The sequence below is a fragment of the Streptococcus parasanguinis genome (genome assembly GCF_023109675.1).
GTDB classification, from domain to species: Bacteria; Bacillota; Bacilli; order Lactobacillales; family Streptococcaceae; genus Streptococcus; species Streptococcus parasanguinis_I.
Genome location: NZ_JALDUR010000002.1, coordinates 1 through 14,558, shown reverse-complemented (window position 1 = coordinate 14,558; position 14,558 = coordinate 1). Strand labels below are relative to the sequence as shown.

Below are 14,558 nucleotides of genomic sequence, written 5' to 3'. Positions count from 1 at the left end.
CTCGCCTATTTGCGAGCCATGTTTTTTACAAGGTTAAAGTCCGATTTCTGCTTGGACAACTGTAGCAATGGTATCCACATAGTAGTCCACTTCTTCATGGGTTGGTGCTTCTGCCATCACACGAAGGAGGGGTTCCGTTCCACTTGGGCGCACGAGGATGCGACCATTTCCTGCCATTTCTGCCTCCATTTTTTCAATGATTTCACGAATGGCAGGCACTTCCATCGCCTTGTCTTTCATGCTATTTTCAACCCGGATATTGACGAGTTTTTGTGGATAAATGGTTACTTCAGCAGCCAATTCAGATAATTTCTTGCCAGTTTCTTGCATAATTTTAGTCAATTGAACTCCTGTTAATTGACCATCACCAGTTGTGTTGTAATCCATGATGACTACGTGACCAGATTGTTCACCACCAAGATTGTAACCAGACTTGCGCATTTCTTCGACCACATAACGGTCTCCAACAGCTGTGATTTCTTTTTGAATTCCCTTCGCATCTAATGCCTTGTGGAAGCCGAGATTGGACATGACGGTTGTGACGATCGTATTTTTTTCGAGCAAGCCCTTGCTTGAAAGATAAGAACCGATGATGTACATGATCTTATCGCCGTCTACGATCTCTCCATTTTCATCCACAGCAATCAAGCGATCGCTGTCTCCGTCAAAGGCAAGACCAATCGCTGCACCTACTTCTTTGACTTTCTCTTGCAAATGCTCTGGGTGAGTAGAACCAACCCCATCATTGATGTTCAAACCATCTGGGTTTTCACCGATGACAGTCAATTGAGCTCCCAAATCTGCAAAGATTTGGCGGGCACTAGTAGAGGCTGCACCATTTGCTGTATCTAAGACTACGTGCATGCCCTCGAGTTGAATGCCTGTCGATACAAGGAATTCTTGATACTTACGCAAGCCTTCTGGATATTCCATGACCGTTCCTAAACCTTGGGCACTTGGACGTGGAAGGGTATCTTCAGCAGCATCAAGCAAGGCTTCAATTTCAAGCTCGCGATCGTCATCCAATTTGAAGCCATCACCACCAAAGAATTTGATGCCATTGTCCAAGGCTGGATTGTGGCTAGCAGAAATCATAACGCCGGCGCTGGCTTTTCCCGTACGAACCAGATAGGCAACACCTGGTGTTGCAATCACACCCAACTTGTAGACGCGAATTCCAACAGATAAGAGGCCAGCAATTAAGGCATGCTCTAACATTTCACCAGAAATACGCGTATCACGTCCAACAAATACCAAGGGTGTTTCTTCTTCATGTTGGCTCAACACATAGCCACCGAAACGGCCTAGTTTAAAAGCCAATTCTGGCGTTAATTCTACATTTGCTTCTCCACGGACACCGTCCGTTCCAAAATATTTACCCATTCTTCATTACCTTTTTTACTTTCTAATTACTTGAACTGGAAGAGGTCGACGACGAACTGCTAGAGCTTGACGTAGACGAGCTAGTCTTTGTGGTTACTTTAATCCGTGTTTCACTCGGATTTACCAGACCTGGTAGACCATCTCCTTGAGCATCTACCGGATTTAATGAAAGAGTTCCACTATAATTTCCACTGATGATCTCACTGGATGGGAAGACAGCTTCGACATGATCAATGCGACTCAAGGTTTCTTGATCGCTGGTCACTTCTACCTTGGTGGTTTCAAGAGTAATATCCGATACCGTTATTCCATCCACAATTTGATTGTCCGGGATTGTGGCCCTGACCGCAAACGATTTTTTCGCTTTCTTCCCGATTTTTACAGAAACTTTCTGAGGTTCTACGGTTGCGGTCAAACCAGCCGGAAGATCTTCCACAATCAACGGAACTTCTACGGTGCCTTCCTTGGCCTTACGAAGATCTGCTACCACACGAAACTTCCGAGTGCCCGGTTGCATCTCACTAGCAAGAGCAACCCGGTTTGAACCTTTCAGAAAGACCGTTACCTCTGATGTCAACCCACTGACAAAGTATGTCTTGTCATTGTACTTGGCATCAATTGGAATATTGGTCAATGTATTGGTGTAGGTCTCTGAGCTCACTTGTCTAGCGCTACTATTATTTTGAAAATTAAAGGAAGACGCATTGATAAACAAGATAAAGGACAATAAGACGGAGGCGAAAACATAAAGAAATTCTTTTTTCGATCTCATTTTGTCACCCTCCCAAATAGACGCTCTTTCCAACTAATCGTTTTATTCTCTTCAGGAACCAAGAAAGCTCTCAATTCTGATTCGAACTCTTCTAAGGTTAAATCGTGACGGAAGGTTCCATTATAGGTCACAGAGATCCCGCCCGTTTCTTCTGATACCACAAAGGTAAAGGCATCCGAAACTTCAGACAAACCAATGGCTGCGCGGTGACGCGTTCCGAACTCTTTTGAAATTCCAGTGTTTTCTGTCAAGGGCAGGTAGGCACAAGAAACAGCGATTTTGTCATTGCGGACAATGACGGCTCCATCATGCAAGGGAGTATTAGGAATGAAGATATTAATCAGCAATTCTCCTGAAATATCTGCATCTAGAGGAATCCCTGTGGAAATATATTCCTGAAGGGTTCTGGCTCCTTGAATGGCTACCAAGGCACCAATCTTACGTGGGCTCAAATAAGCCACCGCCTTAACATAGGCATGTACCATCTTCTCTTCTTGACTGACTTCACTCGTCATAAAGAATTCTGTCGCTCGACCCAGACGTTCTAAACCGATCCGAATCTCAGGGGAGAAAATCACAACCAGGGCGATAACACCATAGGTAATCACTTGATTGATCAGCCATGAAATAGTCGTGAGGCCTAAGAAATTGGCTAAAAACTGCACCAAGAAAAAGATAATAACTCCACGAACCAAAATCATGATCTTGGTCCCTACGATGGCCTTGATCAAAAAATACAACAACCAAGCCACCAGGGCAATATCAATGATATTGATAATAATACTCCACCAATTCGGGAACAAACTGGTCCAAAATTGTGGATTTGTAAACTGTTGAATATTCATATTCTCAAACCTACCACTTCTCTAAAAGACATCACCTTATTATAACATGTTTCAACAGATTTTTCTGTAACCTTCTGATGCTTTTTATGATAAAATATGATTTATGAAGATAAATACAACCTTGGGCCTTCTGGCAGGAAAGCTTTCCGGCTCTATTCTAGAAAAAATGGGGCGGGGATCAACCCTACCAGGTAAAGTAGCCCTCAAATTTGATAAAGATATTCTCAGTCAACTGGCCAAAAACTATGAGATTGTTGTGATTACAGGGACAAATGGAAAAACCTTGACCACTGCGCTAACAGTTGGTATTCTCCAAGAAGCTTTTGGACCTATTTTGACCAATCCAAGCGGGGCCAATATGATCTCGGGAATCACGACGACCTTCATACGGGCCAAACATTCGAAATCAAATCGACCGATTGCGGTACTTGAAATTGACGAGGCCAGCCTCTCTCGTATTTGTGATTATATTAAGCCCAGCCTTTTTGTGGTCACCAATATTTTCCGGGACCAGATGGATCGCTATGGGGAGATCTATACAACTTACCAGATGATTTTGGATGCCATTCACAAGGTCCCAACTGCGACGGTTCTGTTAAACGGAGATAGTCCGCTCTTTAATAGTCAGACCTTATCCAATCCGATCCAATATTATGGATTTGATACAGACAAATCAGAGCCACAACTAGCCCATTACAATACGGAAGGAATCCTGTGCCCGCATTGTCACAACATCCTCAAGTACAAGCTCAATACCTATGCTAACCTGGGAGATTATATCTGTGAGCACTGTGGTTTCCACCGGCCCCCTCTGACCTATGCCGTATCGGACCTCCTCTCTTTAACCCATCGCTCTTCCCAATTCCGGATCCAAGGGCAAGATTACCACATCAATATCGGTGGTCTCTACAACATCTATAATGCCTTAGCAGCTGTTTCCGTTGCTGGATTCTTTGGGGTTCAACCTGAAGTGATTAAGCAAGGATTTGATCGCAGTCGCGCTGTCTTTGGTCGCCAGGAAACCTTTAAGATTGGGGATAAGGAATGTACCCTAGTCCTGATTAAAAATCCGGTTGGTGCGACCCAAGCCATTGAAATGATCAAACTAGCCCCTTATCCCTTTAGCTTGTCGGTTCTCCTCAATGCGAATTATGCAGATGGGATTGATACCAGCTGGATTTGGGATGCCGACTTCGAGCAAATCACTCAGATGGACATTCCAGAGATCAACGCTGGCGGGGTGCGCCACTCTGAGATTGCTCGGCGACTTCGGGTCACTGGCTATCCTGCAGAAAAGATCACAGAAATGGCTGAATTAAAAGAGGTTTTCCAACGCATCCAGCAACAGGAAACCCCTCACGCTTACATTTTAGCTACCTATACAGCCATGCTAGAATTCCGTGAACTTTTGGCCCAAGAACACCTGATTGAAAAGGAGATGCACTAATGACTTATACTTCCCTAGAATCTTCTGATCAGGCACAGTATCCCTACAGCCTGCGTATTGCCCATCTCTATGGCAACTTAATGAATACCTATGGGGACAATGGGAATATCCTCATGCTCAAGTACGTTGCGGAAAAGCTTGGAGCCCATGTCACTGTTGATATCGTCTCTCTCAAAGACCGGTTCGACCCTGATGCCTACGATATCGCCTTTTTCGGCGGCGGGCAAGACTACGAACAGACCATTGTATCCGAGGATCTACCAGATAAAAAAGAAGACCTCGAACGCTTCATTCATGACGATGGTGTAGTCCTTGCTATCTGTGGTGGCTTTCAGCTTCTAGGCCAATACTACATTGAAGCTTCTGGCAAACGCATTGAGGGACTTGGCATTATGGGCCACTATACGCTCAACCAAGTCAACAACCGCTATATCGGTGATATCAAAATCCATAACGAAGAATTTAACGAAACCTATTATGGTTTTGAAAACCACCAAGGTCGGACCTTCTTGGCTGAGGATGAAAAACCGCTGGGTAAGGTCGTCTATGGAAATGGGAACAACAAAGAAGATGGGTGCGAAGGGGTTCATTACAAGAACGTCTTTGGCAGCTACTTCCACGGTCCTATCTTGTCCCGAAATGCCAATTTGGCCTATCGACTAGTGAGCACTGCTTTAAAAAATAAATATGGCAAGGACCTTTCCCTACCGGCTTATGAGGAGATTCTAAGCCTAGAGCAGCCGGAAGAATACGCTGATGTGAAAAGCAAGGCACCGACTGAACAATAAGGAGATAATGATGAACAAAAATAATCTACACTACATTGCTTTATTACTTTTAATTTTATTGATTGCTGGTATTTCCCTTGCAAATATGCAAACGGTCACCGTGAATTTCCTCTTGATTCAATTTAAATTGCCCTTGATCATTCTGATCTTGCTCTGTGTCCTCTTGGGTGCATTCGTCATGACCTTGGTTAATTTTTCAAAGGGCTTCTCCCTAAAAAAAGAACTCAAGAGCACTCAAAAGCAACTGGAAGAAGAAAAGAAAGAAATCAAGACAGAAGAAAAAGAAAACAACTAAAAAGCACCGATCGGTGCTTTTTTCATGCTGATGTACCTTCTTTTGCTTGTAATTTCTTGGCGATTACTAGAGCTAGGAGTGAAAAGAGAATGACGCCAGCTCCGAGCAGGAGAAAAGATTCTACACGGACACTTGGCAACCAAGTCATCAATCCTTTAGCTACGGGCATAAAGAGAATAGCTAGGGTAAAAATGGTGCTTAAGACCCGGCCCAGATAATCTCCTTCTACCTTGGTTTGAACCTGGGTAAAAAAGTGGATGTTCAAAATTGTCATAAAGAGTTCACAGACCAAATTTCCAGAAAAGGAAAGAAAAGGCGGAAGGGGCAAGCCCATCATGAAGACCCCTACTCCTGTTAAAATCAATAAGATAAGTAGCATTTCCATGCTTGATTTAAATTTATTAGCAATCAAGGCTCCGATGATAGAGCCAATAGCGCCCAAGGTTAAGATGGTCGCATAGGCTCCTTTGACCCCGTAAAGGCGATTGGAAAATGGGAGCAAAAACTCAAAAGCTGCAAAAAAGAAATTAACGCTGGAAGCCACCAACAAGAGAAAGAAAATCTCTTTCTGATGCCAGATATAGTGTAACCCCTCCTTAATATCCGAAAAAATATCTTTTCCTGTAAATTTTTTCTTCTCTTGAACCTTGGCTTCTTCTTTCGGAAGGAATGCAACTAGGACAAAGGCGATGAAAAAGGTCAGGGCATCCAGTAAGAGGGTCGCATGGAGACTGGCAAATTGTAAAATAAGGAAAGAGAACACAGGAGAGCTGACACCGACCACTTGTAAAACCAACTCCAAGTGGGCATTATAGGTCACAATCTCATCTTTCTCTACGACTTCTGTGATAATGGCTTTATTGGCAGGCCGAGAAAAAGCAAAGGCAATGGCCTGGACAATATTGGCAAAAATCAGGGCCGCAATCATCCAACGATCGTTCCTAATAAAAGAAATGCCCAAACAAAGGAGACCACAAACCAAGTCGGTCATCATCAAAATCTTGCGACGGGAAAAACGATCTGAGATCACGCCTCCAAATGGATTAGCTAGTATAGCTGTCACCAACTCTGAAATTTGATAAATCCCTAATACCGTTTTTCCCACCGTCCCCATCGAGGCCAGCCAGACACTATTCCCATAATCATAGAGCATATTCCCTATTTTATCGATAGCTCCACGAGCAATTAATTGGACTGCATGTCGATTCATAAAAAAACCTCCTTCATCTTCTGAAACTATTGTATCAGTTCATGAAAGAGGTTTTCATTTTGTCCCCTATTTGGGAAAATTAATGGTTCACAAATTTATCAAAGGATCCCTACTGTTCTTTTGATTGAAGCTGCTTAGCTACTAGCTGAGCCAAGAGTGAAAAGAGAATAACCCCAGCTCCAATCAAGAGAAATGATTCCATACGGACGCTTGGCAACCAAGTCATCAACCCTTTGGCGATGGGCATAAAGAGAACAGCCAAGGTATAAATTGTGCTCAAGACTCTCCCCAGATAATCATCTTCCACCTTGGTTTGTACTTGGGAAAAAACGTGGATGTCGAAAATGGTCACAAAAAATTCACAGACCAGATTTCCTGAAAAGGAAAGATAAGGTGGAAGGGGCAAGCCCATTATGAACACTCCTATCCCTGCCAAAAGCAGTAAAAACAGGAGAATTCTCATACTTGATTTCATTTTATTGGCAACAAGTGCTCCTAGAATAGATCCAATAGCTCCCAGCGTTAAAATGGTCGCATAAGCTCCTTTAACCCCGTATAGACGATTCGAGAAGGGAAGTAAAAACTCAAAAGCCGCAAAAAAGAAATTGACGCTAGAAGCCACTAATAAGAGAAAGAAAATCTCTTTCTGATGCCAGATATAGTCTAACCCATCCTTGATATCAGAAAAAATATCTTTCCCGGTAAACTGTTTCCTCTCTTGCACCTTAGCTTCTTCTTTCGGAAGGAAAGCCACTAGGACAAAGGCAATGAAAAAGGTCAGCGCATCTAATAAGAGGGTCATATGAAGACTGGCAAATTGTAGAACTAGGAAAGAAAAAACAGGTGAACAGACACTAACAACCTGTAAGACTAACTCCAAGTGAGCGTTATAGGTCACAATCTCTTCTTTCTCTACTACCTCGGTAATAATAGCTTTATTGGCAGGTCGAGAAAAACCAAAGGCAATGGCCTGAACAATATTGGCAAAAATAAGAGCCACAATCATCAAGCTATCATTTGTGATAAAAGAAATCGCCAAACAAAGGAGTCCACAAACCAGGTCGGTCGTCATCAAAATCTTGCGACGAGAAAAACGGTCTGAAATCACTCCTCCAAAAGGATTCACGAGAATCCCTGTCACTAACTCAGAAATTTGATAGATCCCTAATACCGTCTTTCCTATAGTCCCCATCGAGGCTAGCCAGACACTATTTCCATAGTCATAGAGCATATTTCCAATTTTGTTAATAGCTCCACGACTAATTAATTGGACCGCATGTCGGTTCATAAAATCTCCTTTATCACTGTCCTATTTAGAACATTCATTTTTTACAAATTTATCAAAGTGTTCTTGATAATAGGCCACCTGCTCTGGCAGTCCCAGCACATCAAAAATGTGCATGGCTTCCCTCATTTGCTGCCGCCCTTCTTCTGTTTGCCCCTTCTGATAGAGGGCAAATCCCTTGAGATAATGAAAGACATTGCGTTCGTATAGCTTGATGCTCTTCCCGATAATCTTTTCTACATAGGCTTCAAAATAGCTGGCATTTTCAAAAGAACAGTGTTCTAAACAATGCTGGTAGCAATTCAGAGCAAGAATCAAGACCAGTTTGCGATGGCGACCAATTTCTTTGTAAAAATCTTCACGCTCCATCACTTCTCTCCCAAGCCGTGTGACATAGTCCACATCATAAAAGCTGTAGAGATTGCCAAAGAGGATCAATTCATACATGGTCCATTCTTCCGTTTGAAAGAGATAATCTGCCACCTTGTCCAGATCACTTTGCTTCATCGTGTAGCTGGCATCTCTCTGGCAAATCAGCCCTTGTAACAAAATCCAGTTCAATTCAAAATAAAGGGGATTGGTCGAACTTGTAGCCTTTTCCAGTTGTTCTCTTTGAAGCCTTTGAAAACCAGCAATATCATTTGCATAGTAAAGCGGAATAATCTGAGCCATCAAGGCGACATGCTCATGGTGTTGAAAATTCCTAGCCTTATCCATAAAATTCTCAATCGTCACATGGATATTGTCTAATATTTCAAAGAAGCGCGACGCAGTCAGATCCGACTCCCCCAATTCAAAACGGGATAATTGAGAGGTCGAGCAGGCTTCTCCTGCAGCTTCTTTTAACGAATAATTCTTACTGATTCGAAATTCACGAAAAACTTTGCCAAGATCGTCCATTTATTCCACCTGCTCTGACAGTTCTGCCCACTCTTCCATGATAGCTTCCTGTTGAATAGTCAGTTGGTCTAGCTCGCTTTGCAGTTGGACCAAATCCTCTGCATCATTGGTGCTATGCATGGTTTCGGTGATGGCTTGGATTTTTTGATCCAGCTCTTCCATCTCTGCTTCCAATTGCTCAATGCGACGGGTGATTTTCCGGAGTTCCTTCTGGTTTTGCTTTTGCAGGTGATAGTCATTGCTTGTGACTTCCTCCGTAGAAGAAACAGGCACAGCTTCTGCTTGTGCTGCAGCTAGGGCTTCTAACTCAGCTTTTTTCTCCAGATAATAGTCATAGTCGCCTAGGTAAAGAGTTGAGCCCTCTTCTGACAGTTCCAAGACCTGTGTAGTCACCCGATTGATAAAGTAACGGTCGTGGCTGACAAAGAGCAAGGTCCCATCAAAATCAATCAAGGCATTTTCCAGCACTTCCTTGCTATCGATGTCCAAGTGGTTGGTCGGCTCGTCGAGAATCAAGAAATTGTTATTTTCCATGGACAGCTTGGCCAAGAGCAGACGCGCCCGCTCTCCACCTGACAGCATGCCGACAGTTTTCTTGACATCATCCCCAGAGAAAAGAAAGGCTCCCAGGCGATTGCGGATCTCCACTTCTGGTGTCAGTTTAAAGTCATTCCAGAGCTCATCCAAGACACTGTTGTGAGGGGTTAGCTTACTCTGAGTCTGGTCATAGTAGCCTACCTCGACATTGGCCCCAAAACGAGCTTCTCCCTTGATAAAAGGAATCTGCCCGACAATAGACTTAATAAGAGTAGATTTCCCGATCCCATTTGGTCCTACAATAGCGACCGCATTCATCTTGCGGATATCCAAATTAATTGGCTCTGACAGGATTTGATTGTCATAGCCGACGGCTGCCTCTTCTACTGTTAAGACGACATTTCCCGATGTCTTATCAGAATGGAAGGTCATATGAGCAGACTTAGTCCCAGCTTCCGGCTTGTCTAGGCGCTCCATTTTTTCCAACTGTTTACGCCGAGACTGGGCCCGTTTGGTGGTCGACGCACGCACCAAATTGCGATTAACAAAGTCTTCCAGCGCAGCAATTTCTTTTTGCTGCTTCTCGTAGTTCTTGGCTTCCGTCAGCAGTTTTTGCTCTTTTTGCTCCACAAAACTAGAGTAATTACCGACATAGCGATCTAAAGAATGCTTGGTCAGGTCCAAGGTAATGGTAGCAACTTTATCGAGGAAATAGCGATCGTGGCTGACAATGAGAAGGGCCCCACTATAATTGACCAGATAGTTTTCCAACCAGGCAATGGTCTCAATATCCAAGTGGTTGGTCGGCTCGTCCAGTACCAAGAGATTTGGTTTTTCCAAGAGCATCTTGGCCAGAGCGAGACGGGTATTTTGCCCACCAGACAGCTCTTCAATCTTCATCTGCCACATAGACTCATCGAACTTAAAGCCGTTGAGAATGGCGCGAATATCAGCTTCATAGGTGAAGCCACCTGCCTGACGGAATTCTTCCGAGAGACGGTCATAGTCCTGCATGAGCTTTTCTAAGTCAGCCCCAGTTTTTTCCCCCATCGCAAGCTCCATCTGCCGCAAGGTTTTCTCGGTCTTTCTGAGATCGTCAAAGACATGGAGCATCTCATCGTAGATAGTATTGGACGACTCAAATCGACTATCCTGGGCTAAATAAGATAGAGAAAGGTCCCGCTTTTTATTGATTTCCCCAGAAGTCGGCTCTTCTTCTCCCACCAAGATTTTCAAGAGCGTAGACTTGCCGGCTCCGTTCTTTCCGACCAGGGCAATCCGGTCCCGTTCATCCACTTGCAGGCTGATATTATCAAAAAGAACCTCCCCTGCAAAAGAGCGTTCAATTTTGTTGGCTTGTAAAATAATCATGTCCCTATTTTACTATCTTTTTTCAGATTAAACAAGGAAAGACGAGCCATCAAAAAAATCCTGAGCCCTTGGGGCCCAGAACTTTTCAATGATAAATTGTATTTTATTCTTCCTTGTATAATTGTCGGACTGCTTCCACATCTGTATCCTGAATACTGTAGAAGGAGCCAGCTGGTTGCATGACCGATTCTCCATCAGTGTGGTCCAGCCCAATGGCATGGCCTAGCTCATGCTCAGCTGTATTGACAATCCGATCATAACTATAGTTATAGACATAATTTAAAAGATAATGGCGATTGAGACGCACTGTGATGTGGGTGAAGCGGTTGGTTAAGAGGTTGGTCTGAGAAGCAGTCTCTCCTGCAGCAGAAACGGATGCGTTATCCATTTCCGTCAAGACCACATTAGCCTCTTTTTCATTTGTAACCAACTTGAAGGTAAAGGCGCCTGTTTGGTTCCAAGCCTCAATAGCATCCCGATAAGCTTTTACAAAAGTTTGACTGATATTAGGATCCAGGTAGACCGTGGCCTCCGCTTTTTCCCAGCGAGCACCGCTATGCTCATGATTGTCCGTCTGCGTGGTCTGTGAGCTAGGTGTCAACCCAAAGCGCGATGCAAAGCCCTGATCACCAAATAAATTGCCGACTTGATAGACAACCTTTTGGGCAGCTCGCCCAACCCCATCCATACCAGAACTAGGAGAATCTGTGAAATAGATGATCCCCACAAGGATGAGAAAACTGATCGCAATGGTCCAGAAAAATCCCCAAAAGAGACTCCAAGCCATGCGAAGGATTCCTCTGAAAAACCGAAAAATAGTTCTCATACATTCTCCTTTCTCTTAAAGAAGGTATGTAATTGTAACACTCCATGCTTAAAAATAACTTAAATAAACCTGCTTTTTTGCTTATTGATGGATGGTTACTCTTCCTGTCTGGTAATCCAGGCTCATTCCACTTTGAACATTGGGAACAAAGACATTGAACTCAAGAGTCCCGTCACTCGATTTGGCTTCGATCTGAGAACCTAAAGGAATCAGATCTTCCGGCTGATTGTAGATCAAAGTGACCCGATAGCGGAGCCGCTTGTTCTTATCTAGGGCTTTTCGAACCAGGGTCTCGTAGTAGTTTTGACCAGTGGAATGAGGATCATTGGCTTGATTGGACCAAGCCGTTTGAACGGCGATATTTTTGGGATTGCTAGTAGAGGCGTCAAAGCCTTTAAGATTGCCGATCAAGGCGTAGCCCAATAGATGACCTCTATCCACAGCATGGTCGTACTCGCCTGACAGATTATGAACCTGATGCCAACCTGCAGGTTTCCAATCGGTTAGGCCACTTCCTGTTGCATCGCGATCTCTGTACTGACGAGTCGCCTTAGTCATGATGGCATTGGCCACTGTCGGTACGGTCTTTCCATTGACTTCTTTTGTCTTGTTATCCGCATAGGGTTGACTAGCCACACTGGCATCCAGATCTGTTCGATTCCCCTTAACTACAAAGGCTCCAGCGCCATTCCATTCTATGTCATTTCCTAATTGTGAACGAGCAGATTTCGTTAGTACAGAGCTAGCTAACTCTTTACTGGGTGTTTCTTGTTGGCTACTCGTCACCACCGAAACAACCTGATCCGTCGCTTCTTTTATCGTCGGTTGATTAAAATAATAGCCCCCGATTGCTAGGGCTGTTGCCACCACAAAACCTGCTAAGGTTTGTTTGGTTCGTTTGGTTAACGTTTGTTTTGTCATGCCTCTCTCCAAAAAAGAGCAGCGCTAGATGGGTCACTGACTCGATTCGCTGCTCTCCTTTTTACTCAATGTTATTTAAATCTTATTTGCCGGTTAGCTTCCCAATGATTTCTGACCAGGTATCCGGAGAGAGAATGGACCATGGATTTTTTCCATCTCCAATCACTCCATAGCCAATGACCAAACCAACTGCAAAAATGATGATTCCAATCACAGCCAACAGGAGGACAATTCCTAGCTGTTTTCCAACATAGCGAAGATTAGTTTTCATCGTCTTCTTCCTCTACACGTTTCACGTCTGCACCTAGTGCCACCAATTTCTCATGGAATTGATAATAACCACGATCTAAGTGACTTAATTTGCTGACTTTCGTTTCTCCTTCTGCTACCAAGCCCATCAAGACCAAGGTTGCACTTGCTCGTAAATCGGTCGACATAACCTCTGCACCTTGGAAGCTTTCCCCTCCAACGATACGAGCTGTATCCCGCATAATATCCGAGTGAACGCCCATCCGACGCATTTCTTCCAAATGCTGGAAGCGATTCTCAAAAACCGTTTCAATCATGGTAGACTCACCTTTAGCCATGGCCATCAAGGCTGTGAATTGAGCCTGCATATCGGTTGGGAATCCTGGATACGGAAGGGTTTTAACGGTCACTGGACGGAGCTTACTGATATCCGACTGAATCCGAATTCCATTTTCTTCTTCGGTTACCGTCACACCCATCTCCTGCATCTTAGATAGAAGCGGACGGTTGTGTTCCCAAATGGCATCTTCGATTAAGACATCTCCACCAGTCATGGCTGCCCCAATCATAAAGGTTCCAGCCTCGATGCGGTCTTGCACAACATTGTGGTTTGCACCGTGCAAGCTCTCCACACCAACAATGGTCAAGGTCTCAGTTCCTGCACCCTTGACGTTAGCCCCCATTTTATTCAGCAAGAGAGCTAGGTCAACAATTTCAGGTTCTCGAGCTGCATTTTCAATCACAGTAACTCCATCTGCCAAGGTTGCCGCCATCATAATATTTTGTGTCGCCCCTACTGATGGGAAGTCCATATAGATGTGTGCTCCCTTGAGACGATCTGCTTTTGCTTCAATATAGCCGGCTGTTTGGGTAATTTCAGCTCCCATAGCTTCCAGACCTTTCAAGTGGAGGTCAATCGGACGACTACCGATCGTACAGCCTCCAGGCATGGAAACTTTGGCATGGCCATTGCGTGCCAAGACAGGACCTAGGACAACGATAGAAGCCCGCATCTTGCTCACATACTTATAAGGTGCTTCCTCTGATAATTTTGCTTGCGCATCTACGACAACTGTATTTTCTTCTTCATTGAAGGTCACTTGTGCATTCAACCCACGAACAACATTGTTCATTGTAAAGACATCTGATAAAACAGGCACATTTTTCAAGGTTGTCACGCCCTCGCTTGCTAGAACTGTTGCAGCAAGAAGAGGAAGGACAGCATTTTTGGCTCCTTCGATTTTGACGGTTCCAACCAGTCGATTATGACCACCATTAACGATTATTTTTTCCATACGGGATTGTTCTCCAATTTCTTAAAGTCACGCTTTCTATCATACCATATTTTTTATAAAATATGGCTAGAATTGGCCAATAAAAATCTGCCGACTCATCTCATAAACACTGATAAAAAATGAGCTGGCTAGATAGCCTATTCCAACACTGATCATCAAGATCAAAAAACGGATTTTAACTGCATTTTCAGCACTTACTTTTATAAACTTTTCCCATTGAACTAGGTTCATCAATAGGTAATAGGCAAAAAAGATAAACAATAGATGGCTTGAAAGATTAAAAATCATTTGAATCATACAGCTATTATACCATATTTGGTCCGTACTTTCTTCTTTTGATTCTCTCCCAACAAAAATGGCTCTATAATTTCTGTAGTGGGTAAAAACCACTGTAGAGATTATAGAGCTTTTTGAGTGTACACAAAAAGTCCCAT

At 43.7% G+C, this 14,558-nt stretch carries 15 protein-coding genes; 3 read left to right on the top strand and 12 right to left on the bottom strand.

What is annotated here, in order from left to right:
* Window positions 1-33: 33 nt before the first annotated feature.
* Genes glmM through cdaA form a run of 3 tightly spaced genes read right to left on the bottom strand, consistent with a single transcriptional unit; the run spans window position 34 to window position 3,000 of the window.
* Window positions 34-1,383: a phosphoglucosamine mutase gene (glmM, locus tag M1G14_RS01540; RefSeq protein WP_070673849.1), complete on the bottom strand. Its 1,350-nt coding sequence runs from the start codon at window positions 1,381-1,383 to the stop codon at window positions 34-36.
* 22 nt (window positions 1,384-1,405) lie between these two features.
* Complete coding sequence (locus M1G14_RS01535; protein ID WP_247926175.1) at window positions 1,406-2,155, bottom strand: CdaR family protein; 750 nt, start codon at window positions 2,153-2,155, stop codon at window positions 1,406-1,408.
* Window positions 2,152-3,000: a diadenylate cyclase CdaA gene (cdaA, locus tag M1G14_RS01530; RefSeq protein WP_247926174.1), complete on the bottom strand. Its 849-nt coding sequence runs from the start codon at window positions 2,998-3,000 to the stop codon at window positions 2,152-2,154. Before cdaA ends, M1G14_RS01535 begins: the two co-directional genes overlap by 4 nt.
* 103 nt (window positions 3,001-3,103) lie before the next feature.
* On the opposite strand from cdaA, the gene murT reads away from it, so the two are divergent.
* Genes murT through M1G14_RS01515 form a run of 3 tightly spaced genes read left to right on the top strand, consistent with a single transcriptional unit; the run spans window position 3,104 to window position 5,530 of the window.
* On the top strand, window positions 3,104-4,447 hold the full coding sequence (gene murT, locus M1G14_RS01525) for a lipid II isoglutaminyl synthase subunit MurT (protein WP_247926173.1): 1,344 nt from the start codon (window positions 3,104-3,106) through the stop codon (window positions 4,445-4,447).
* Window positions 4,447-5,235, top strand: coding sequence for a lipid II isoglutaminyl synthase subunit GatD (gatD, locus tag M1G14_RS01520; RefSeq protein ID WP_045759263.1), 789 nt, complete (start codon window positions 4,447-4,449; stop codon window positions 5,233-5,235). The genes murT and gatD overlap by 1 nt, the downstream gene beginning before the upstream one ends.
* 10 nt (window positions 5,236-5,245) lie before the next feature.
* Window positions 5,246-5,530, top strand: coding sequence for a LapA family protein (locus M1G14_RS01515; protein WP_070589415.1), 285 nt, complete (start codon window positions 5,246-5,248; stop codon window positions 5,528-5,530).
* Window positions 5,531-5,552: 22 nt separating this feature from the next.
* On the opposite strand, the gene M1G14_RS01510 is transcribed toward M1G14_RS01515, so the two are convergent.
* The 9 genes from M1G14_RS01510 to M1G14_RS01470 all read right to left on the bottom strand — a co-directional run bounded on the left by M1G14_RS01510 (window position 5,553) and on the right by M1G14_RS01470 (window position 14,421).
* Window positions 5,553-6,740, bottom strand: coding sequence for an MFS transporter (locus tag M1G14_RS01510; RefSeq protein ID WP_247926172.1), 1,188 nt, complete (start codon window positions 6,738-6,740; stop codon window positions 5,553-5,555).
* Between the two features lie 109 nt (window positions 6,741-6,849).
* Complete coding sequence (locus M1G14_RS01505; RefSeq protein ID WP_247926171.1) at window positions 6,850-8,028, bottom strand: MFS transporter; 1,179 nt, start codon at window positions 8,026-8,028, stop codon at window positions 6,850-6,852.
* Window positions 8,029-8,049: 21 nt separating this feature from the next.
* Entirely contained in the window at window positions 8,050-8,925 is an 876-nt protein-coding gene (locus M1G14_RS01500) for an XRE/MutR family transcriptional regulator (protein WP_247926170.1), read from the bottom strand.
* Window positions 8,926-10,833 (bottom strand): ABC-F family ATP-binding cassette domain-containing protein, encoded by a 1,908-nt coding sequence (locus M1G14_RS01495; RefSeq protein WP_247926169.1) that lies wholly within the window; start codon window positions 10,831-10,833, stop codon window positions 8,926-8,928. It abuts the gene before it with no gap.
* A 103-nt stretch (window positions 10,834-10,936) separates the two neighbouring features.
* Entirely contained in the window at window positions 10,937-11,659 is a 723-nt protein-coding gene (locus tag M1G14_RS01490) for a M57 family metalloprotease (RefSeq protein WP_247926168.1), read from the bottom strand.
* An 81-nt stretch (window positions 11,660-11,740) separates the two neighbouring features.
* Window positions 11,741-12,580, bottom strand: a complete 840-nt coding sequence (locus M1G14_RS01485; protein ID WP_031573398.1) for a DNA/RNA non-specific endonuclease — start codon at window positions 12,578-12,580, stop codon at window positions 11,741-11,743.
* An 82-nt stretch (window positions 12,581-12,662) separates the two neighbouring features.
* On the bottom strand, window positions 12,663-12,851 hold the full coding sequence (locus tag M1G14_RS01480) for a DNA-directed RNA polymerase subunit beta (RefSeq protein ID WP_003006464.1): 189 nt from the start codon (window positions 12,849-12,851) through the stop codon (window positions 12,663-12,665).
* Entirely contained in the window at window positions 12,841-14,124 is a 1,284-nt protein-coding gene (murA, locus tag M1G14_RS01475) for a UDP-N-acetylglucosamine 1-carboxyvinyltransferase (RefSeq protein WP_214259499.1), read from the bottom strand. The genes M1G14_RS01480 and murA overlap by 11 nt, the downstream gene beginning before the upstream one ends.
* Before the next feature lie 66 nt (window positions 14,125-14,190).
* A complete protein-coding gene (locus tag M1G14_RS01470; RefSeq protein WP_247926265.1) occupies window positions 14,191-14,421 on the bottom strand; it encodes a DUF1146 family protein in 231 nt (76 codons plus the stop codon).
* Window positions 14,422-14,558: the final 137 nt, after the last annotated feature.